Raw genomic sequence first — 16,421 nt, forward strand, 5'->3', positions numbered from 1 at the left:
CGATGGTTCAACACTCGCCTGGCTGCGACTGTGGGCCGCTCACCCGAACAGCGCGATGGCCGCCAACCCCCCGATGGCCAGCCAGGGACCGAACGGGAACGCGGTTCGGCGGCGGCGGAACGGGGTCGCCACGATGGCTGCCACACAGGCGATCAGGAAGGCCCACCACGCTACGGAGAGGCTGACCGCTGCGGTTGCGGCGCCGATGATCGGGATGTACTTGCCGTCACCCCAACCGAAACCGCCGGGCCGAACCCGGTCGAGGATCCAGAAGACGACGAACGCGACCAACCCGCCGACGGCGGCTTGGATGGCGATGCTGAGGTCGCCACTGATGAGAGCAGCGGCTCCCACCCCCACCGCGACGACGACGCCGTGGACGGCAAGAAGGCGGTTGGGCAGTCGGCGGACGTCGAGGTCGATCGCGGACAACCATGGACCGAACCAAGCGAGTGGCATGGTCGGCAGGAGCAGCGGCCAGCGCTCGACTCCGAAGCGCCACGAGAGCAGTCCACTGGCCGCTGCTGTTGCGAGGGGGATCCACCAACGGAGTCCAGGATGAGGGTGGTCGACCTCGTCGTCGCGGCGGTACGAGAGGTCGGCGAGACGCCACCTGATGGCCAAGCCGATGAAGGCGCCGAGAATGGTGAGGGCAGCAGCGAAGACGACCCCGTTGCCGTTCATGGCTGGGGTCCATGACGGACTGGCCGGGGCGCCGCCCGGTCGAGCGCCATCATCGTTGCGTCGCCTGACATCAGCGGGTCGGGCGGGTCTTCTTTGGCGGACGGCCAGAGGGCTCACCGGCGGACGCTTGCCGTTCTTCGGCGGAGTAGCCGATGTCCGCCGCTGGCGCTCCGGTTGCCCTGGCTGCACGGAGGCGTCCGACCACGGCCGAGGTGGCTGCCATGGCGGGGCCGGAGGCGTCCCGGGAGTAGGTCATCGACCGGTTGGCCTGGACGCCGAGGCTGGCACCGACCTCGATCGCGTCCTGGTCAGCGCCCATATAGAGGAACTCCCAGTTGTAGGTCTTCGTCTGCTGCTGCACGAGGGACTTGATGGCGGGATGGGTCCATTCGCGGGAGGCGTTCTCGTATCCGTCGGTCATGATCCCCACGATGACGGTTTCGGGCCGCTGGTCCTCGGGCAGAGAAGCGAGGTGGGCGCCGGCGTCCGTCACGAGGCGGCCGATGGCGTCCAGCAGAGCGGTGGTGCCGCGGGGCTGCAAGTCGAGGCCGGGGACGTCGCCGATGGGCCGGTCGGTGTAGACGACCTCGTAGCGGTCGTCGAACTGGGCCAGGGTGACGCGACAGTCACCGGCGTGCTGGCGCTGCTCGGCCATGAAGGCGTTGAAGCCCCCGATCGTGTCGTCACGGATGGACTGCATCGAGCCGGAGCGGTCAAGCAGGAAGTACAGGTGGGTGAGGTTGGGATCGGTCATCGTCGTCTCCTTCGAGAGTGTCAGGTGTCGCGGCGACGCCGGAACCTGAGCGGTTCGATCGGGTGGTCGGGGGTAGGGGCGGGGCGTCCGGTTTCGGCGTCGTAGCGGGCACGTTCAACTGATGTCCTGGTCACGCGCCCCTCGGGCGTGGCGTAAGGCATCAGTCGGGCGGTGCGGGCCAGTCGGGGCCCGACGGCGTTCTCCGAGAGGCTGGCTAACTGTCCGACCTGGCGAAGCGACGTTCCCTCCTCGATGACCGCAGCGGCCATCGCCTCGTCGATCGCCCGGGTCAGCTGCTCCTGTGCTCTGCTCAGCAGCGGTAGCGCGTCCTTGGCCGTCGTCGAGCGCTCGGCCTGGCTGAGCGCGGCGGCAGCGTCGCTCATCAGCGCGTCCAGTTGGTTCCGTCCTGTTCCCACGAATCAAGAATACGCAGTTACTGCGGACACGCAAGAGGGAAGCGCTTGCTGTCCCGATGCGCGTGGGCGGACGGTTGAGGGACCTGCGCCAGTCTGTCTACCAGCTGATCCGAGCGTGCTCTCGGTTCGGTTCGCTCTGGTGGTGCAGGTCGTCGTTATGTCGGGGTTCCTCGCCATGACCGGCCGCATCTGGGGCGAACGGTTCCGGGTAGGTGAGTCGACTCATGCGGCCGGCCAGATCGGACGCGGGGTCTGCGCGTTCGAGGGGACCCTCTTCTAGAGCGACGGTGATGGTGGCGGGCACGTCCAGTCGCTGGTCGTGAGCATCCTGCAAGACCGAGGCGAGCTCCCGCCAGTGAGGGTCCGCGACCAGGTGGGGATCCACCTTCATGGCGAGCGACTCCCAGCGGCGTGCGTTCCCGACTGCCGTGAGGCGGTCGCGGACCTGCGCGGTGAGGCCGAGTTGCTGGTCGGCAAGGCGCACTGGGTCGTTGTTCCAGGCCCGGATGAACGCTTGGACGCTAGAGCGGATGACGTCGGCGTCGACGCCGATCCTCTCCGCCACGGTCTGGACGGCCGGTTCCCACGCGTCGACTGCTTGGGCGGCGATGACGGGCGCTGCGGCGAGGGCCGCTTCCACGGGCGGCAGGTTGGCAAGGCGCTCGTCGATGAGGACGTCGGCCAGTGATCGAGCCTGGTCGAGGGCATCGACCAGGTCCGGGGCGCTGCCGGTGGCCACGAGTTCGGCGGGATCGGAGCCGTCAGGCAGGGCGGCGTAGCGGGGCCGGAGAAGCTGCGGCGTGAGGATCCAATAGTCGCGCTGTGCCGCGACCTGGCCGGCCACGTCGGCGTCCGTGGCGATGATCGGGTCGACGCCGTAGCCGCGGAGTTGGGTGGCTTGTTCGCTGGTCAGGTTTGTGCCGAGCGGCGCGACGCCGACGTAGCGGCCGTGGCTGGCGCGGGTGGCGGCGATGGCGTCGGCGGGTCCTTCGACGACGACGGGGATGCCGCCGGCGTCCAAATGGCGTGCTCCGGCGACGAACAGTTGTGCCCTCTTGTGGAACAGCAGGGTCTCGGCGGTGTTGAGGTACTTCGGTCCGGCGTGGTCGAGGTCGGTCGCGTCGGGGTGGCGGCGTCCGACGAACCCGAGGATCTGCTGGTCGTGGACGATGGGGAAGACGGCTCGGTCGCGGAACCGGTCGATGAGGCGTCCGGTGGAGGCGGTGACCGCGAGGCCGGAGGCGAGCAACTCCTCGTCGGTGACGCCGTGGCGGTGAAGGTGGTTGACGAGGCTGGTCCAGCCAGCGGGGGCGTAGCCGGGGCGAATGTCGGGGTCGTCGGCGATGTCGGTGCCGAAGCGTTCGGCCAGGTAGGGCTGGGCCCACGAGCCGTGGTAGCAGGTCTGGTAGAACTCCACCGCGAGCTCGTTGACGGCCGCGAGTCGTTCGGGGGTGTGGGGGCTGGCGCGCCAGGCGTCGGCGCGGTCGAGTTGGGCGTTGAGGTCCGCGGCGGAGAGCTCTGGCGGCGTCATCACCCGGCGTTCGAGGGCTTCGAACGTGAAGGCCAGGTTCGGTTCAACCTCGTCGACCTGGCGGTCCTCTGTTGTCGCGCCCGCTGCGTGATCGAGGTCGGCGTGCGGCGTCCAGTGCTCGTCGGGGGCGGTATCGGCGGGGTCGGGGGGCAGGTCGTCGGCGTCGGGGAGGGGGTCGAGCAGGACGCTGGTTCGCCACACGAGGGCCTGGCAGTCGTCGACGTCGACTGCACCTTCGGGGGTGCTGATCAGGTCGGTGAGCTGCCAGCCGCGGGCGAGTGCCTGCTCGATCGAGACGACGAGCGCCGGCCACCAGGGCGAGGCCTGCAGGGCGTCGGCTCGTTCGTGGCCGACGTTCTGCTCGAGAGCCGTCAGCCAGCTGGTGGTGACGGTGCTGTGCTGGTCGGCGAGCTGGGTGGCGACGGCGGGGGTGAGGTGCCGGCAGATCCGCCACCACAGGGCTGACGCCGCGTGGTCGTCGGGGAGTTGTCCTTCGCCGGCGGCGGCCTGGAGGAGCCGGTGGGCGTCCAGGCCGACGCCGGAGATCTGGGCGAGCCGATGCGCCAGCACGGGGAGGTAGGGGTCCCGGTCGGCACCCGGTGCCAGCTGGTGGAGCAGCGGCGTCCATTCGGCGACGGCGGGGGCGAGGTGGTCGATGATGCGCCGGTCGAGGCGGGCCTGCCAGCGGACCTCGACGGCCGAGAATTGCCGTTCGCCGGTGGGTCGGGTGTCGGTGGCCGGCGTGCCGTGCGCGGCCCGCCACACGGTGAGGTCGGCAATCGTGGCGGCGTCCGGACGGAAGCTGCCCGCCGGCGCCCACGCCGGGAGCTGGGTGGACGCCAGCGCCTGGTCGCGCACCTGGTCGGCGAGGTCGACGACGAGTTGGTGGCGCCGCTGCAGGTAGTCGCCCCAGTCGTTGTGCCGGGCGAGGCTGGCCGGCAGAGCGGGCAGCCACGGGAGGGGTCCGGGATGGGTGTCGCGTCCGGTGGCGGGTTCGAGGCGTCAGTCGAGCACGGCGGCCGGGTCGGCAGCGCTGCCCAGCTCGCGGGCCTGCACGGCTTCGGCGAGCGCCCGGACGGGGTCGGCTCCGGACGCCGCGATCAACAGCAGATGGGCGCGGAGCGTGGGCCACGCCGGAGCATCGGTGAGTCCGGCGACGAGCTCGTCGGCGGCCTGTCCGAGGCGCTGGACGAGGTCGGCGCCCGCGGTCTGTTCGGCGGCGTAGCCGAGAGCGTCGCTGTAGCGGGCGACGGCGTCCGCGAGCCGGTGGGCCGGGTCGGCGAGGCTGCGGGCGGTCGTGGTGGCGGAGGTGTTGTCCTCGTCGCGGGCGAGGATGCGTTCGAGGAGGTCGGTGGCGGTCGGCGGGATGATCGCCTCGGGCCGGATGAGCGAGTGGGCGTCGCCGTCACCGACAACTTCGAGGTGGACGTGGTTGGCGTACCGGCCGCGGGTGAGCATCGTGTACAGCTGCTGGCGGGTTTCGGCGCCGGTGGCGATGCCGTGCAGGACGTCGGCGGTGACGCCCTGGGAACCGTGGATGGTGCACGCGTAGCCGAGTTCGACGGACTCGGTCACGTAACCGGCGGGCAGGATCACGGTCTGCCGGTTGGTCTGGTGGATCGCGCGGAGGTCCCCGTTGGTGGCGATGCCGGTGATGGTCCAGCGGTCGCCGTTGCGGACCCAGTCGGTGCCCGAGGTGCGGAGCCGGCGGTCGTTCAGGCGGGTGATGATCACGTCACCAAGCGCGGCGTCGCTGCCGTCGGCCAGGGCTACGGTCCGCGTGGGGTGATTGCCGTCGTGGAGGTGGGTTTGGGCGCGGGCGTTGAGTTCGGCGACCAGCGAGCGGGTGGGGGCGACCATGAGGGCGTCGCCGCCGGCATGGCGGGCGGTGAGCCAGGAGTCGAAGACCTGGTCGGCGCAGGTGCCGAGGTCGCCGACATGGACGCGGTGGTTGTCGAGGTAGAAGCCCAGGGCCTGGGGGTCGCCGGCGCGGAGGGCGAGGCTGGCGGCGCCTTCGGCGGGGTCGGCGAACCGGACGAGTTCGTTCAACTGGACGGCGCCGTGGGTGGCCTGGATGTCGCGGAGGACGCCGCCGGCGCCGATCGCGGCGAGTTGCTGGTCGTCGCCGATGAGGCGCACGGAGCCGCCGCGGTCGAGGACGAACTCGACGACCTGGTCCAGCGAGAGGGTGTCGGCCATGCCGGCCTCGTCGATGATGACCAGGCTGGTCGGCCCGATGCGCTCGGCCCACGCGGGGAGCGGTCGCCGGTGGTTCAGGGCGTGGGTGAGGAGGGCCATCGTGTCGGCGTGGGTGTCGATCTGCGCCCCAAGCTGGGCCGCTGCGGCAGCGGACGGGGCGAGCCCGACGACGCTGCCGCCACCGTTGCGCCACGCGGTCGCGAGGGCGCGCATGGCGGTGGTCTTGCCGGAGCCGGCGGGGGCGATCGCGAGTTGGAGGCGGGCTCCGCTGGTGGCCATGTCGCGGACGAGCGCGACCTGTCCGGGGTTGAGCGGGGTGCGGTTCGCGACCGCCTCGATGAGGGCGACCTCGACGGCCGGGGTGGGTACTTGTTGGCCGCCGCGGCGTCCGGCTGCATCGACGAGGCGGTGTTCGGCGGCGACGATCCGGCGGGAGGTGTGCCAGGTGGAACGGGCCACGGTGTAGACGCTGTCGCCGTCGGAGCGGCGCAGCGCTGCGGGTTCAGCGATGCCGTCGGCGGGCGCCTGCAGGGCGACGGAGTGGCGGGTGAGCGCGGCGTGCGTGAGGCGCGCGACGACGTCGTCGACACGCCTGCGGGGCAGGTTCGCGGCGCGGACGATCCGGAGTGCTTCGGCGCGGACGTGCCAGTCCTGCCAGGTGGAGCGGGAGCCCTCCATGGTCGCGATGATCTGCGCCGACTGGGTGCGCACCCAGCTGCGGGTGACGAAGACCGGACGCCGCAGCTGCCGGGCGGTGAGGGTCGCGTTGAGCATCGAGCGGACGCCGTCGGCGCCGAGGGCGGCTTCGGCTTCGACGCGCCAGGTGGCGCGTTGTTCGGCCAGGGTGCGGGGTTCGTGTTTGGCCTGCCGGGTCTCGAGGTTGGCCTGCTGCGCCAGAGCGCGGGCCTCGACCATGGTCGGGGGCCGGTGGTGCTCGCGCTGGAACGCTGCCGTCAGTTCACTCTGGCGGTGCTCGATGGACGCCCGGCGCTGCGACCAGCGGGCGTTCAGCGCGGGGTCGACGCCGACGAGTTCGCGGACCGGTCGCTTGCCGGGGTCGGTGGAGGGCCGTTCGGCGAACCGGACCGGGAGGGCTTCGGACAGGCGGCGTTCCAGGGCGGTGTTGTAGACCTCGGAGGCGGCGACGATGGCTTGAACAGCAGGCGTCCGTCGATGGAGAGCCAGCGTCCGTCGAGGGTCTGGACCTTGTTCGCGACGGGGACGTGGGTGTGTAGGTCGGGGTCGCCGGCGCGGCTGTCGCGGTGGGTGAACCGGGCGGCGACCAGCCCGGTCACGTCGACCTGGCGGACGCCGTTGTGGCCGGTCCGCGTGTAGAGGGCGTGGGTCTCGATGAACCGGAGCGCGTCGCCGATTGCGGCGAGGTGGGCGCGTTCGATGGTGGCTGCGGTGGCGGGTTCGGCGAGCGCCCAGAGGGTCGAGACGCTCTTGACCGGGGAGAAGGTGAGGTCGTAGCCGGCGACGGCGGTGGTCTGGGGGCGGGACGCCGTGGCGATCAGCCCGGCGAGTTCGCGGGCGTCGACGGGGTCGCGTCCGAAGGTGGCCCGGAACGTCTCGCGTCCGACCTGGGTGCGGATCGCGGCGCGGACCTGCGAGGGGACCGGCGCGTCCTGGGGGGCGCCGACCTGGGCGTTGTAGGCGGCGAAGCGCTTGGCGACCTCGATGCGGAAGGCGGGCATGTCGTGGGCGTAGACCTTGAACGGCTGTCCGAGCCGGATCGCGTCGCGGGCCTGGGCGACGGTGGCGTCCGGTGGGAGGGCTTCGCCGCGCTGGCGGGCGAGGGGGTGGTGGCCGGAGCCGAACAGGAACCGCATCTGTTCGGCGGTGACGGGGTCGCCGGCGTCCAGGCCCTCGATGCCGGCCATGCCGGAGCCGGCCCACACGCCGGGGGTCTCGCCCTTCTGCGTGTAGTAGGACGCGAGCCCGGTGTGGCCCTTCTCGGTGGAGTCCATGGCAGCCACCTGCCGGGTCAGGTACTCATACCCGTCCCCAGCGGTCAACTTGTGCAGACTCATCACACCCGCCCTAACGGGACCCCCGAGGGCCCGGTGGACAGGGCGCTGGGACGCCTCAGCGCGGGCTTGTGGGACACCCCCCGTCAATCGTGAGTTGACTACGGGGGACAGGGGTTGAGCCGGTGATGCAACAGGTGTGGAGGTCTCGAGGTTGAGGGGTTACGAGGGGGGTCGGACGGGCTTATCGTGTCGTCGTCGGCGGACGACTGCGGGCACGCGGTTGGACGCGGTGTCGCGGTCGGTTGGAGATGGCGGCTCCGAGGGGTCGACGGCGTCGAGCGTGATTGCGGAGTCGGATGCTTCAGATGTTCGCGGCACGGGTCCTTGGCGGGGGTCGCACGGTGTCCACGAGGCTCGGCGGCGTTCCGTTAGGAGGGTGAGCGAGAAGGAACCGGCCGACGGCGCGGAGGGGCGACAGCGATGGCGATGAACGAGATCCGGCAGCAGGCCCGCAGGACCGCCGCGGAACGGGTTGCCCGGTTGCGGCAGCAGCGGGCGGACCTGGTCAAGAAGCAGGAGGAGCTGTCGGCCACCGTGATGACTGCGCTGGCCGAACGCGACGCCGTGATCGCGGACACCGAACGACGGGCAGGCGCGGCCCTCAAGGAGCTCGCCTCCAGTGGTCTGAGCCTGACGCAGGCAGCCCAGTGGTGCGACCTCGTCGACAAGGACGCCGCACGACTGGTCAAGCTCGCCGCCCAGCCGGCCATCGCCGAGGGCGGGCCGACGGCGAGGGAAACCGTCAGTGGTGACCGGTAGCTTCCGGAGCATCGGGAGGTCGAGGAGGACCATCATGACGACGTCAACGGACTACCCGTTCCGAAGCGGCCAACTCCGCCGAGCGGGCGTGCTCATGAAGTTGCCGCGGGTGGTGATCGCCGCGGTGGTGTGGCTGTTGGTCATCGAGGCCCTGCCCGGTATCGCGGCGTGGGGCGTACTGGCTGTAGTTGTCGCCGGGACGGCCGCCGGGGTCGTCGCCGAACCGGTGATCGTCCGCCTGATGTGGTGGGCGCGGCACCCCTCGACTCCACTCACGATGCCCGGCGACCCGCGGGTCCGCGTCCTGGTCACCGGTCGACGGATCGCCGGCGTCGGGCAGGCCGGACGCCGCCACCTCATCGTCCCGGCGACCGGGATCGGACGGAGTGACCTACCCGAACTGCTCACCCGCGCGCGGCAGCGTCAGCTGGTGTCGGCGGGACGGTTCGACGTCGCCTACCAGTGGTTCACCTGGCCGTGGCAGCTGCTCGCCGCTTCCGCCGCCGGGTTCGCCCACGGCATGTCCTGGTTGCCTCTGATTGGGTTCGCCTGGCGGTTGCGCATAGGAATCGCCGGCATCGCGGTCTGGCAGACCGTGGTCGCCGGCCAGCACGCGGCCACCGTGGGGATCTTCGTGGTGATCGGACTGACGTACATGCTGCCGTGGACGCGTGCCCGCCATGAGCGCCTGGTGTCGCAGGCGCTCGCGGATCTCGAACGGCGGTCGGCCACGCCAGCCGCGTCGGCGACGCGGCGTCCGGTCGTGCTGCCAGTCCGGCCCCCCGCGACTCACGCCGGGCGCCGATCCTGCACCTCTGTGCGGCGGCGTGGCCCTGAGCCCTGTGGACAGTGGCGGTCGCCCGCGCGCCAGGTGCCTTGTACGGGCGAAGGGATTCGTGGGCGTGCCCACGATCCGAGGACAAAGGGAAGGAGGGGATCACGATCATGACCGGAGTGCCGATGCCCGCCGAGTCGATCGCCAAGGTCGACCTCCTGCTGGGGCAGGCGACGATGCTGACTGCTGACCGCTGGGACGACCTGGCCGCGATGATCCAAGAGGCAATGGGGATCTCGCTGTTGATGGCGGCCACGCACCCGGCGAGCCGGCCCGTGGATGTCCCAGGACTGACACGACTGACGGCACTCGAGTGCGTCCAGAACGCGCAGCGTGAGGTTCATGCCTGGGACCTGGCCCTCGCCGAAGACCTGCCCGACTTGGCCCGGCTGCGGGTGCTGTTGGCCGACGTCCGCAGGGAGTTGGACAGCACCGTCGGACGGCGAGGGTAACGGCCCATGTGGGAGGTCGTCCGGCGGGAACTCGCCCGGCTCGAGTGGGACGTAGAGCCGCCCCTCACCCTCGATCTGATGGCGGACTGGACACAGACCGTGTCCAGCTTGGTGACGATCCGCCGAGCGCTCGGCCCGATCTCCACAGCCGACCCCCTCGCGCTGCTGGCCACCGCAACGACCGGCGCAGCGCGAACTGCTGAGGTGAAACCGATCCTGGCGCCGTCGCTGGGCGCTGTGAGCGCGGCGCTCGCCGACGTCGGCCAGGACGTGGCGGCGCGCCCCGACTTCGACCGGCAGCGCGACGCGGCGACGCTCAACCACGTCGCCTACGAACTCGTGCACTGGGTGCGCGTCCGGACACCGGACGACCGCGCGAAAGCGTGGCTGCTCGCCGGCGAGACCGCACTCGACGGCGCGATCCACGCGCCGACCGGCCGATCGGCCGGCGGCGTCGGACTGGCGGCGTGGCAGGACGCGCTCGCAGCCGTGCAGCCCGTCCAGAACGCCCCGATCGTGCGCCGCAGCGTGGCGCTCGGCCACTTGGCGATCCTGCGCAACGCTCACGCCCTGGTGGACGAAGTCACGAAGGCCGGGGCGCTGCCCGGGCCGTACGCGGACGCCCTCCTCGGCAACATCCGCGACCTGGCCCGCGCACACCAGACCACGCTGAGTCAGATCGACGGCTGGCGCCTCGGCGCGACCCGCGTCGACCAGGCCGTCATGCTTCAGGTCGGCACCGCAGTGCGGCAACTGACCGGACGCCCCGAGCCCACCGAGCCTCTCCACGTCCGTCTCGACGTGCTGCTGCGGTCGGGTCTCGGCCAGGCGATTCTGGTCGCCAATCTCACCGGCGAGCCGTCGGCCCATCCTGCTGCCGCGAGGCTCAGCCAACTCGCATTGGAGTACCTGACCAAGCCCCGGATGCTCCGCGACGTCGACCTGTCGGACGCCCCGACGCCGCCAGCACCGATGGAGCCCAATGCCGCAGCCGCGCGGGAACCCCGAGCGTCGGCAGGGATCGCACCCGTGGAACCGACGATCACCCCGGGGACCGTCCTGGACGGCCCCTCCATCCTGGCGCTCTGCAAGGCCCGCGACCTTGGCGTCGACGCAGGGTCAGCAGACCCGGAAGACCCTCCCGACAGCCTCCGGGGGGTCGACCCATCGCGTTGGCCCCAGTTGGTCGCCCAGGGGAGGCAGGCCGTGACCGACATGGTCGCCTCGGTCCTCCCGATGGTCTACGCCCAGACCAGACGAACAGCCAACGCCGCGGACATCCGCGGCCAGATGTTCGTTGAACTCATGGGCGCGGCCCACCGGTTCGACCCCCAGCGCACCAGTCCTGAGGGTTGGGCGAGCTACGCCTGGATGACGATCAAGCACGTCCGCTGGCGCGGTGTCGACGACGCCGGCGTGGTCCGAAAGCGCACCTCCAGCCCCCGGTCTGCGCCCATTAGCCTCGACGGCTGGGACCCGGCGAGTCGCGCGCCCGACCCGGGCGAGGTCGTCGAAGAGCGGCACGCCGTCGCTGCCATCACGCAGGCTCTCGGGCAGTTGTCCCCGTCGTTGCGGGGACCGCTGCTGGAGTCCATGCAAGGACACCCGCTCCGGGAGATCGCCGAGGACCTCGGGTACTCCGAGAGCACAGCCCACCGACGCAGCAAGGAGGCGCGTGCGCACATCAGGGACGACCTGGCGTCGCACGCGGGCGACCGCCCCTGGGTGCCCCTCGAAACGGGGACCGACGCGGTGCTGCAACGCGCGCAGCACCTGTTCGAGCAGACGTCCCCGCCTTCTTTCGATCTGAAACCAAGCCGCGGGCCTGCCCGATGAAGTATGCGCGCCTGCTCGCCTGTGCCTCCAACCACCACTCTGGCCACCGTGGCTCTGAGGTCGTCGAATTTCGAGGTCGGACTTCTCGCCATTGAGGAACCTCGTTCCGTACGTGAACCGTCTGAACGTGTGGTCGGTTCCGCAGGGTCGCGGCGGGTCCGGTCACCTGCGGGGACTGGTGTGCACGTCCGCTGTCGAGACGGGGGTGTGTGGGGCGACTACGGTCTTCATGACGAGTGTCGAGGTGAGGCGCTGGACGCCGGGAAGCTGGGACAGCGACTCGTCGTAGAGCTGCTGGTAGTGCTGTTTGGAGGCGGCACGGACCAGGAGTTGGTAGTCCGGTTCGCCGAACAGCCGGTAGGCCTGGACGATGTTCGGGACGGCCTGGACGCCCGCCTCGAAGGCGGCCACGGAGGCGGAGTCACCGGCCCGCATGGTGACGAATACGAGTGCTTCGAAGGGCAGGCCGAGAAGTTCGTTGTCGAGGTCGGCGTGGTAGCCCCGGATGACTCCCGTCGCTTCGAGTTCCCGAATCCTGCGGTGGCAGGCCGAGAGGCTGAGCCCCACTCGGGACGCGATGTCGGTCACCGTCGCTCGGCCATCTTCCTGAAGGATTGAAAGGATCACGCGGTCGAGGTCGTCCATGTCGAAGATCCTTCCACTAAATAGGCTGACCCCCGGCAGATACCACAGCACATTCGAGTCACTTCCTCGTAGGCTTCGAAACGTGAAGAGTCACACCGCCCGGGCCGGCATCGTGGGGATGCGATGAACATCGCCACGATCGCTGCATTCTGGACCGTGTCGATGCTGTTCGTCCTCACCCCGGGAGTGGACTGGGCCTACGCGATGGCCGCCGGCATCCGGCACACGAACGTGGGGTGGGCCGTCGCCGGCCTGCTGGCCGGGCACCTGACCGCAACCGTGATGGTCACCGCGGGGCTGGCAGCCCTCCTGGCCGCCTCGCCGACGGCGATGACCGTGCTCACGGTGGCCGGCGCCGTCTACCTCTGCTGGCTCGGGGTCACCACATTGCGGCACCGCCACGCGGTCGCCACTGCCGAGATGTTGGCGCCCACCGCTGGCCGGCAGCTGTTCCTCAAGGGGCTCGGCGTCAGCCTGCTCAACCCCAAGGTGTTCCTGCTGTTCCTGGCCCTGCTGCCCCAGTTCGTCACCCCAGGCACGGGCTGGCCGGTCCCTGCGCAACTGCTCACCCTCGGCGCGCTCCACGTGCTCAACTGCGCGATCATCTACGCCATGGTCGCCTTCGGCGCTAGCGCCGTCCTCACCGCCCGGCCGCGGCCCGCCCTGGCCGTCACCACGCTCACCGGGATCGTGCTGATCGGCTTCGGCGGCGTCCTCGCCGTTGAACAACTCGCCCCCCACCTCAGCCGCATCGTTGTCCCCTAGGAAGGATCCACCCATGGACACACCAGAACGTCGACAGGTGCGCGACCTGGTCTACGCCACGTTCGCGAGCGAGGGACGCGCACCCTCCCCGGAAGAAGTGGCCCGCAAGACCCACACCACGCGCGACCAGGCGCAGGACGCCCTGCACGCGCTCGCCGACGCCCACGCCCTGGTGCCGGCCGCCGACGGCGACGCCATCCGGATGGCACACCCGTTCTCCGCCGCCCCCATGGGATTCGTCGTCACCCCCCACGACGGACACGATGACCGCCGCTGGTGGGGCGGCTGCGCCTGGGACTCCTTCGGCATCAGCGCCGCACTCCACCTCGACGTCCGCATCGACACCGCCTGCCCGCACTGCGGGGCCCACCTCAGCTACCACGCCGGCCCCGACACGCCGCCACCCGCCGGGCTCGCGGTCCGCTTCCCCAAGCCCGCCGCACAGTGGTGGGACGACGTCGTCGCCACCTGCACCGCCATCCGCACCTTCTGCGACCGCGACCACGCCGAGCAATGGACGAACCAGCACGCACCCGACTCCGGGTACATCGCCGACGCCGTCACCGTGTGGCGACTCGCCCAGCCGTGGTACGGCGACCGACTCGATCCCGACTTCACGCCCCACACCCGCGACCACAACCAGGCCCTCCTCGACGAAGTCGGCCTCACCGGGCCCTTCTGGAACCTCCCCCTGTAACCGGCCGCCGTCCGAACACAGGCCCCAGCCGACTACCGACTCCACCTGAGGTCTTGGCCGATGGAGAGCGCCCCCACGTCCGCGACGTCCGACTCTGGCTACGCGTCGGGGGCCTAAGTTCCCACTGCCGCGGCAAGGCGTTTGCTCGTTGAAGCATTGGCGCGGCGGGCCGGTCCGGAATCACGGTGAACGATCTCGGCGGCGGTCAGTCAAGGGCTGTGTCCACGAGAGGGCGCGGCGTCTCGTTATGCGGGGTGGCAGGTCGCGAGCTTGGCGAAGGAGAGCGACATGAACCACGACGCAGATCGCCTCGTCACCCGAACCGGGTTGTGGCTCCAGTGGGCCGAGGAGCACGGCGTCCGCTACGACGACTCCGGCAAGTCGTTCGACGACGTGGCCCGCGACTATCACCAGACCAGCGACGCCTACCGCGAGCTCCTGACTCCCGAAGCGCGAGGTGATGTCCTCAGCGTGACGCACAGGGCCGCGGCGAACACCGCCTACGCACGGGCGCTGCTCATCGAGGCCGCCATCGAACGCCGGGGCGGTGACCTCGACCTGTACGTCGACCCCGTCCAGGTACGCGACCCGCACGGACGGATCGTGCCGCCAAAGCAGAGGCCCGAGGCGATGGGCGAGTGGGAGGACGTGGCGCCGGTCCCGTTCGCGGCCGCCGAGGAACCCGCGCAGCAGCACGACGCACGGACCACTGACAGGGGGTACCGGCCGTGACCGAACCCGTGCTCCCACTCCCCGATCTCCCGCTCATGATCGAAGACCTCCTCGTCCGAGCCAGGCAGTTGGCCGACGCCGGCGCACACCGTGAAGCGATCGAGGAGATTCTCGACCACGTCGCGGCCCTGCGGGAAGGCCGCGGCTGATGGCCGGGTACCGCAGGCCTGCGAGCGAGGCAGAGCGGGCCGCTGCTGCGGAGGCCCGGCAGGAGACGCTCGACAAGCTTCACACCCAGCTCAGTGACGGCATCCTCGCCCTCAACGACCCGCAGGCCTGGCAGGCATGGCTGAAGTTCTCCAGCCAGTTCCATCGCTACTCGTTCGGGAACTCGCTGCTGATCATGCTGCAGGACCCACAGGCGACCCACGTCGCCGGCTACCAAGCGTTCAAGTCGATGGGACGCCAAGTGCGCCGCGGCGAGACCGGCATCAAGGTCCTCGCGCCGATCACGCGCCGCGAGCCCCGCCTCGACGGCGCCGGCCGACCGGTGCGCGACGACGAGGGCCGACCTGTGGACCGGATCCAGGTGGTGGCGACCAAGCCCGTTACGGTGTTCGACGTCCGTCAGACGGACGGTCCTCCTCTGCCCGACCCCAAGATCGGCGAGGCGACCCTCCTCACCGGCCAAGCCCCTTTCGGGCTGTGGGATCGCCTCCAAGGCCTCCTCGAGGAACGGGGATTCGATGTGCGTCGCGGTGCCGACCTCGGTGGCCCGAACGGCTACACCGACTTCGGCCGGCGGCTCGTCATGGTCCGCGATGACGTCGACGACGCCCAGGCCGTCAAGACCCTCGCCCACGAGGCCGGTCACGTGATCCTCCACCCGGACCAGCAGGGCCGCGACTGCCGGGGGATCCTCGAAGTGGAAGCCGAATCGGTCGCGTACATGGTGACCAGCGCCCACGGGCTCGACTCCGGCCAGTACACCTTCAACTACGTCGCCGGTTGGGCCCTCAACGCGGTGACCGAGCAGCGTGACCTCGCCGACATCCTCCGCAGCACAGGCCAGCGTGTCATTGGCGCCGCAGACCTCATTCTGCAGACCACCCAGCCGGCTCCGACCATCACAGATACCGCGCTCGACGCTCTGGAGAGTGACATCCGAGTTCAGACGGACCCCACGCGCTGGGAGGCAGTGTCCGTCGGCCAGGCCATCACCCCGGAGCCGCCGACCGTGCCTTCGCCGGCGCTGGTCCCCTCAGTGGGCCGCTGACCGTGACGACCGCGATGGACGATCTCTGCTCACCTGGCCCATGCGACAGCGTTGCGTCCTCGACGCGGCGCTTGCCGTCCGACCTCAAGCGGAACGATGCCCGCGCCTCCTGGTTGCTGCGAGCGGTCGGTGTCGGACCTGCCGGGCATCACGGCGCACAGGAGGGAGCCGAACCTGTGCCTGCACGCGTCCGTATCCGTCTTCCAACGACGCTGCGGTCGTGACGCGCCGGAGCATGACCGCCGGGCGAACACTTACGCGATGAGCGCGTTTCCGTAGCGGATGACGAGGAAGGCCGCCAGGGCGAGGAGCCACAGGCCGACGATGAGCCGGTCCAGTCCCCAGCGGAGGCCGGTTTGGAGGCGGGCGTTGAGTCGTGGTGGGAGGTGCAGGTTGTTGTGGGCGATGTTGTGGCGGGTGAGGGAGGCGAACACTCCGGTGGTGGACACCGTGACGAGCAGGCACCAGGGGCATAGTGCGCCGATGTTGAAAACCGCTTCGTAGAACAGCCAGTAGGCGAACGCGAACCCGAGGGTGTAGACGGTTTGGGCGGCGAGCATGAACCCGCGGGGGAACCGGACGCCGGCGAGGCTGGCGACCGCGATGGTGATCACGACCGGTTCGGCGATGAGGCCGAGGAACGCGTTCGGGAACCCGAAGACGCTGGCCTGCCACGAGGTGGCGACCGTGCCGCAACTGATGGTCGCGTTGATGTTGCACGACAGGGCCGTGTTGGGGTTCGCCGCCAAGGCTACGGCGTCCACTGACAGCACGAACGAGGCGATCAGGCTGAGGAACGCTGAGGCGAGCATGGTCGCGAACAGCCAGGATTCCCCGTGGCCCGGCCGCGGTTCAGACATGGCTGGG

Annotated in this window: 16 protein-coding genes and 1 pseudogene; 9 read left to right on the plus strand and 8 right to left on the minus strand. The window is 70.4% G+C overall.

Annotated elements, in window-relative coordinates:
* Positions 1-39 precede the first annotated feature (39 nt).
* The 6 genes and pseudogenes from IFY26_RS02515 to mobF all read right to left on the minus strand — a co-directional run.
* On the minus strand, positions 40-684 hold the full coding sequence (locus IFY26_RS02515) for a prepilin peptidase (protein ID WP_232547423.1): 645 nt from the start codon (positions 682-684) through the stop codon (positions 40-42).
* Between the two features lie 70 nt (positions 685-754).
* Positions 755-1,438 carry a vWA domain-containing protein gene (locus IFY26_RS02520; protein ID WP_232547424.1) on the minus strand — a complete coding sequence of 228 codons (684 nt, stop codon included), beginning with the start codon at positions 1,436-1,438 and terminating at the stop codon, positions 755-757.
* 20 nt (positions 1,439-1,458) lie between these two features.
* Positions 1,459-1,854, minus strand: coding sequence for a hypothetical protein (locus tag IFY26_RS02525; protein WP_232547425.1), 396 nt, complete (start codon positions 1,852-1,854; stop codon positions 1,459-1,461).
* A gap of 97 nt (positions 1,855-1,951) precedes the next feature.
* A complete protein-coding gene (locus tag IFY26_RS18065; protein WP_232547426.1) occupies positions 1,952-4,243 on the minus strand; it encodes a toprim domain-containing protein in 2,292 nt (763 codons plus the stop codon).
* Positions 4,244-4,387: 144 nt separating this feature from the next.
* The gene (locus IFY26_RS02535; RefSeq protein ID WP_332836135.1) at positions 4,388-6,358 is read right to left on the minus strand and encodes an ATP-dependent DNA helicase; all 1,971 of its coding nucleotides are present in this window, start codon (positions 6,356-6,358) and stop codon (positions 4,388-4,390) included.
* Positions 6,359-6,445: 87 nt separating this feature from the next.
* A pseudogene (mobF, locus tag IFY26_RS02545) lies at positions 6,446-7,617 on the minus strand (MobF family relaxase); the annotation flags it as partial.
* Between the two features lie 420 nt (positions 7,618-8,037).
* Between mobF and IFY26_RS02550 the strand changes: the two are divergent.
* From IFY26_RS02550 to IFY26_RS02565, 4 genes are read left to right on the plus strand one after another with little or no spacing between them, the layout of a single operon-like run.
* On the plus strand, positions 8,038-8,376 hold the full coding sequence (locus IFY26_RS02550) for a hypothetical protein (RefSeq protein ID WP_232547427.1): 339 nt from the start codon (positions 8,038-8,040) through the stop codon (positions 8,374-8,376).
* Between the two features lie 34 nt (positions 8,377-8,410).
* Positions 8,411-9,325 (plus strand): hypothetical protein, encoded by a 915-nt coding sequence (locus tag IFY26_RS02555; protein ID WP_232547428.1) that lies wholly within the window; start codon positions 8,411-8,413, stop codon positions 9,323-9,325.
* A complete protein-coding gene (locus tag IFY26_RS02560; RefSeq protein WP_232547429.1) occupies positions 9,322-9,663 on the plus strand; it encodes a hypothetical protein in 342 nt (113 codons plus the stop codon). Before IFY26_RS02555 ends, IFY26_RS02560 begins: the two co-directional genes overlap by 4 nt.
* A gap of 6 nt (positions 9,664-9,669) precedes the next feature.
* Positions 9,670-11,499 (plus strand): RNA polymerase sigma factor, encoded by a 1,830-nt coding sequence (locus IFY26_RS02565; RefSeq protein ID WP_232547430.1) that lies wholly within the window; start codon positions 9,670-9,672, stop codon positions 11,497-11,499.
* A 162-nt stretch (positions 11,500-11,661) separates the two neighbouring features.
* Here IFY26_RS02565 and IFY26_RS02570 read toward each other — a convergent pair whose 3' ends face one another.
* Positions 11,662-12,144: an Lrp/AsnC family transcriptional regulator gene (locus IFY26_RS02570; RefSeq protein WP_232547431.1), complete on the minus strand. Its 483-nt coding sequence runs from the start codon at positions 12,142-12,144 to the stop codon at positions 11,662-11,664.
* A gap of 123 nt (positions 12,145-12,267) precedes the next feature.
* Between IFY26_RS02570 and IFY26_RS02575 the strand changes: the two genes are divergently transcribed.
* From IFY26_RS02575 to IFY26_RS02595, 5 genes are all read left to right on the plus strand, one after another.
* A complete protein-coding gene (locus IFY26_RS02575; protein ID WP_232547432.1) occupies positions 12,268-12,909 on the plus strand; it encodes a LysE family translocator in 642 nt (213 codons plus the stop codon).
* Between the two features lie 13 nt (positions 12,910-12,922).
* Positions 12,923-13,606 (plus strand): alkylmercury lyase family protein, encoded by a 684-nt coding sequence (locus tag IFY26_RS02580; RefSeq protein WP_232547433.1) that lies wholly within the window; start codon positions 12,923-12,925, stop codon positions 13,604-13,606.
* 288 nt (positions 13,607-13,894) lie between these two features.
* Positions 13,895-14,338 (plus strand): hypothetical protein, encoded by a 444-nt coding sequence (locus IFY26_RS02585; RefSeq protein WP_182818434.1) that lies wholly within the window; start codon positions 13,895-13,897, stop codon positions 14,336-14,338.
* A complete protein-coding gene (locus IFY26_RS02590; protein ID WP_232547434.1) occupies positions 14,335-14,487 on the plus strand; it encodes a hypothetical protein in 153 nt (50 codons plus the stop codon). Before IFY26_RS02585 ends, IFY26_RS02590 begins: the two co-directional genes overlap by 4 nt.
* Positions 14,487-15,554 (plus strand): ArdC-like ssDNA-binding domain-containing protein, encoded by a 1,068-nt coding sequence (locus IFY26_RS02595; RefSeq protein ID WP_232547435.1) that lies wholly within the window; start codon positions 14,487-14,489, stop codon positions 15,552-15,554. The genes IFY26_RS02590 and IFY26_RS02595 overlap by 1 nt, the downstream gene beginning before the upstream one ends.
* A gap of 254 nt (positions 15,555-15,808) precedes the next feature.
* Here the strand turns inward: IFY26_RS02595 and IFY26_RS02600 are convergent, their stop codons facing one another.
* Positions 15,809-16,414, minus strand: coding sequence for a vitamin K epoxide reductase family protein (locus IFY26_RS02600; RefSeq protein WP_232547436.1), 606 nt, complete (start codon positions 16,412-16,414; stop codon positions 15,809-15,811).
* Positions 16,415-16,421 lie beyond the last annotated feature (7 nt).

It is taken from the genome of Propioniciclava soli (assembly GCF_014858005.1).
Lineage (GTDB): Bacteria > Actinomycetota > Actinomycetes > Propionibacteriales > Propionibacteriaceae > Propioniciclava > Propioniciclava soli.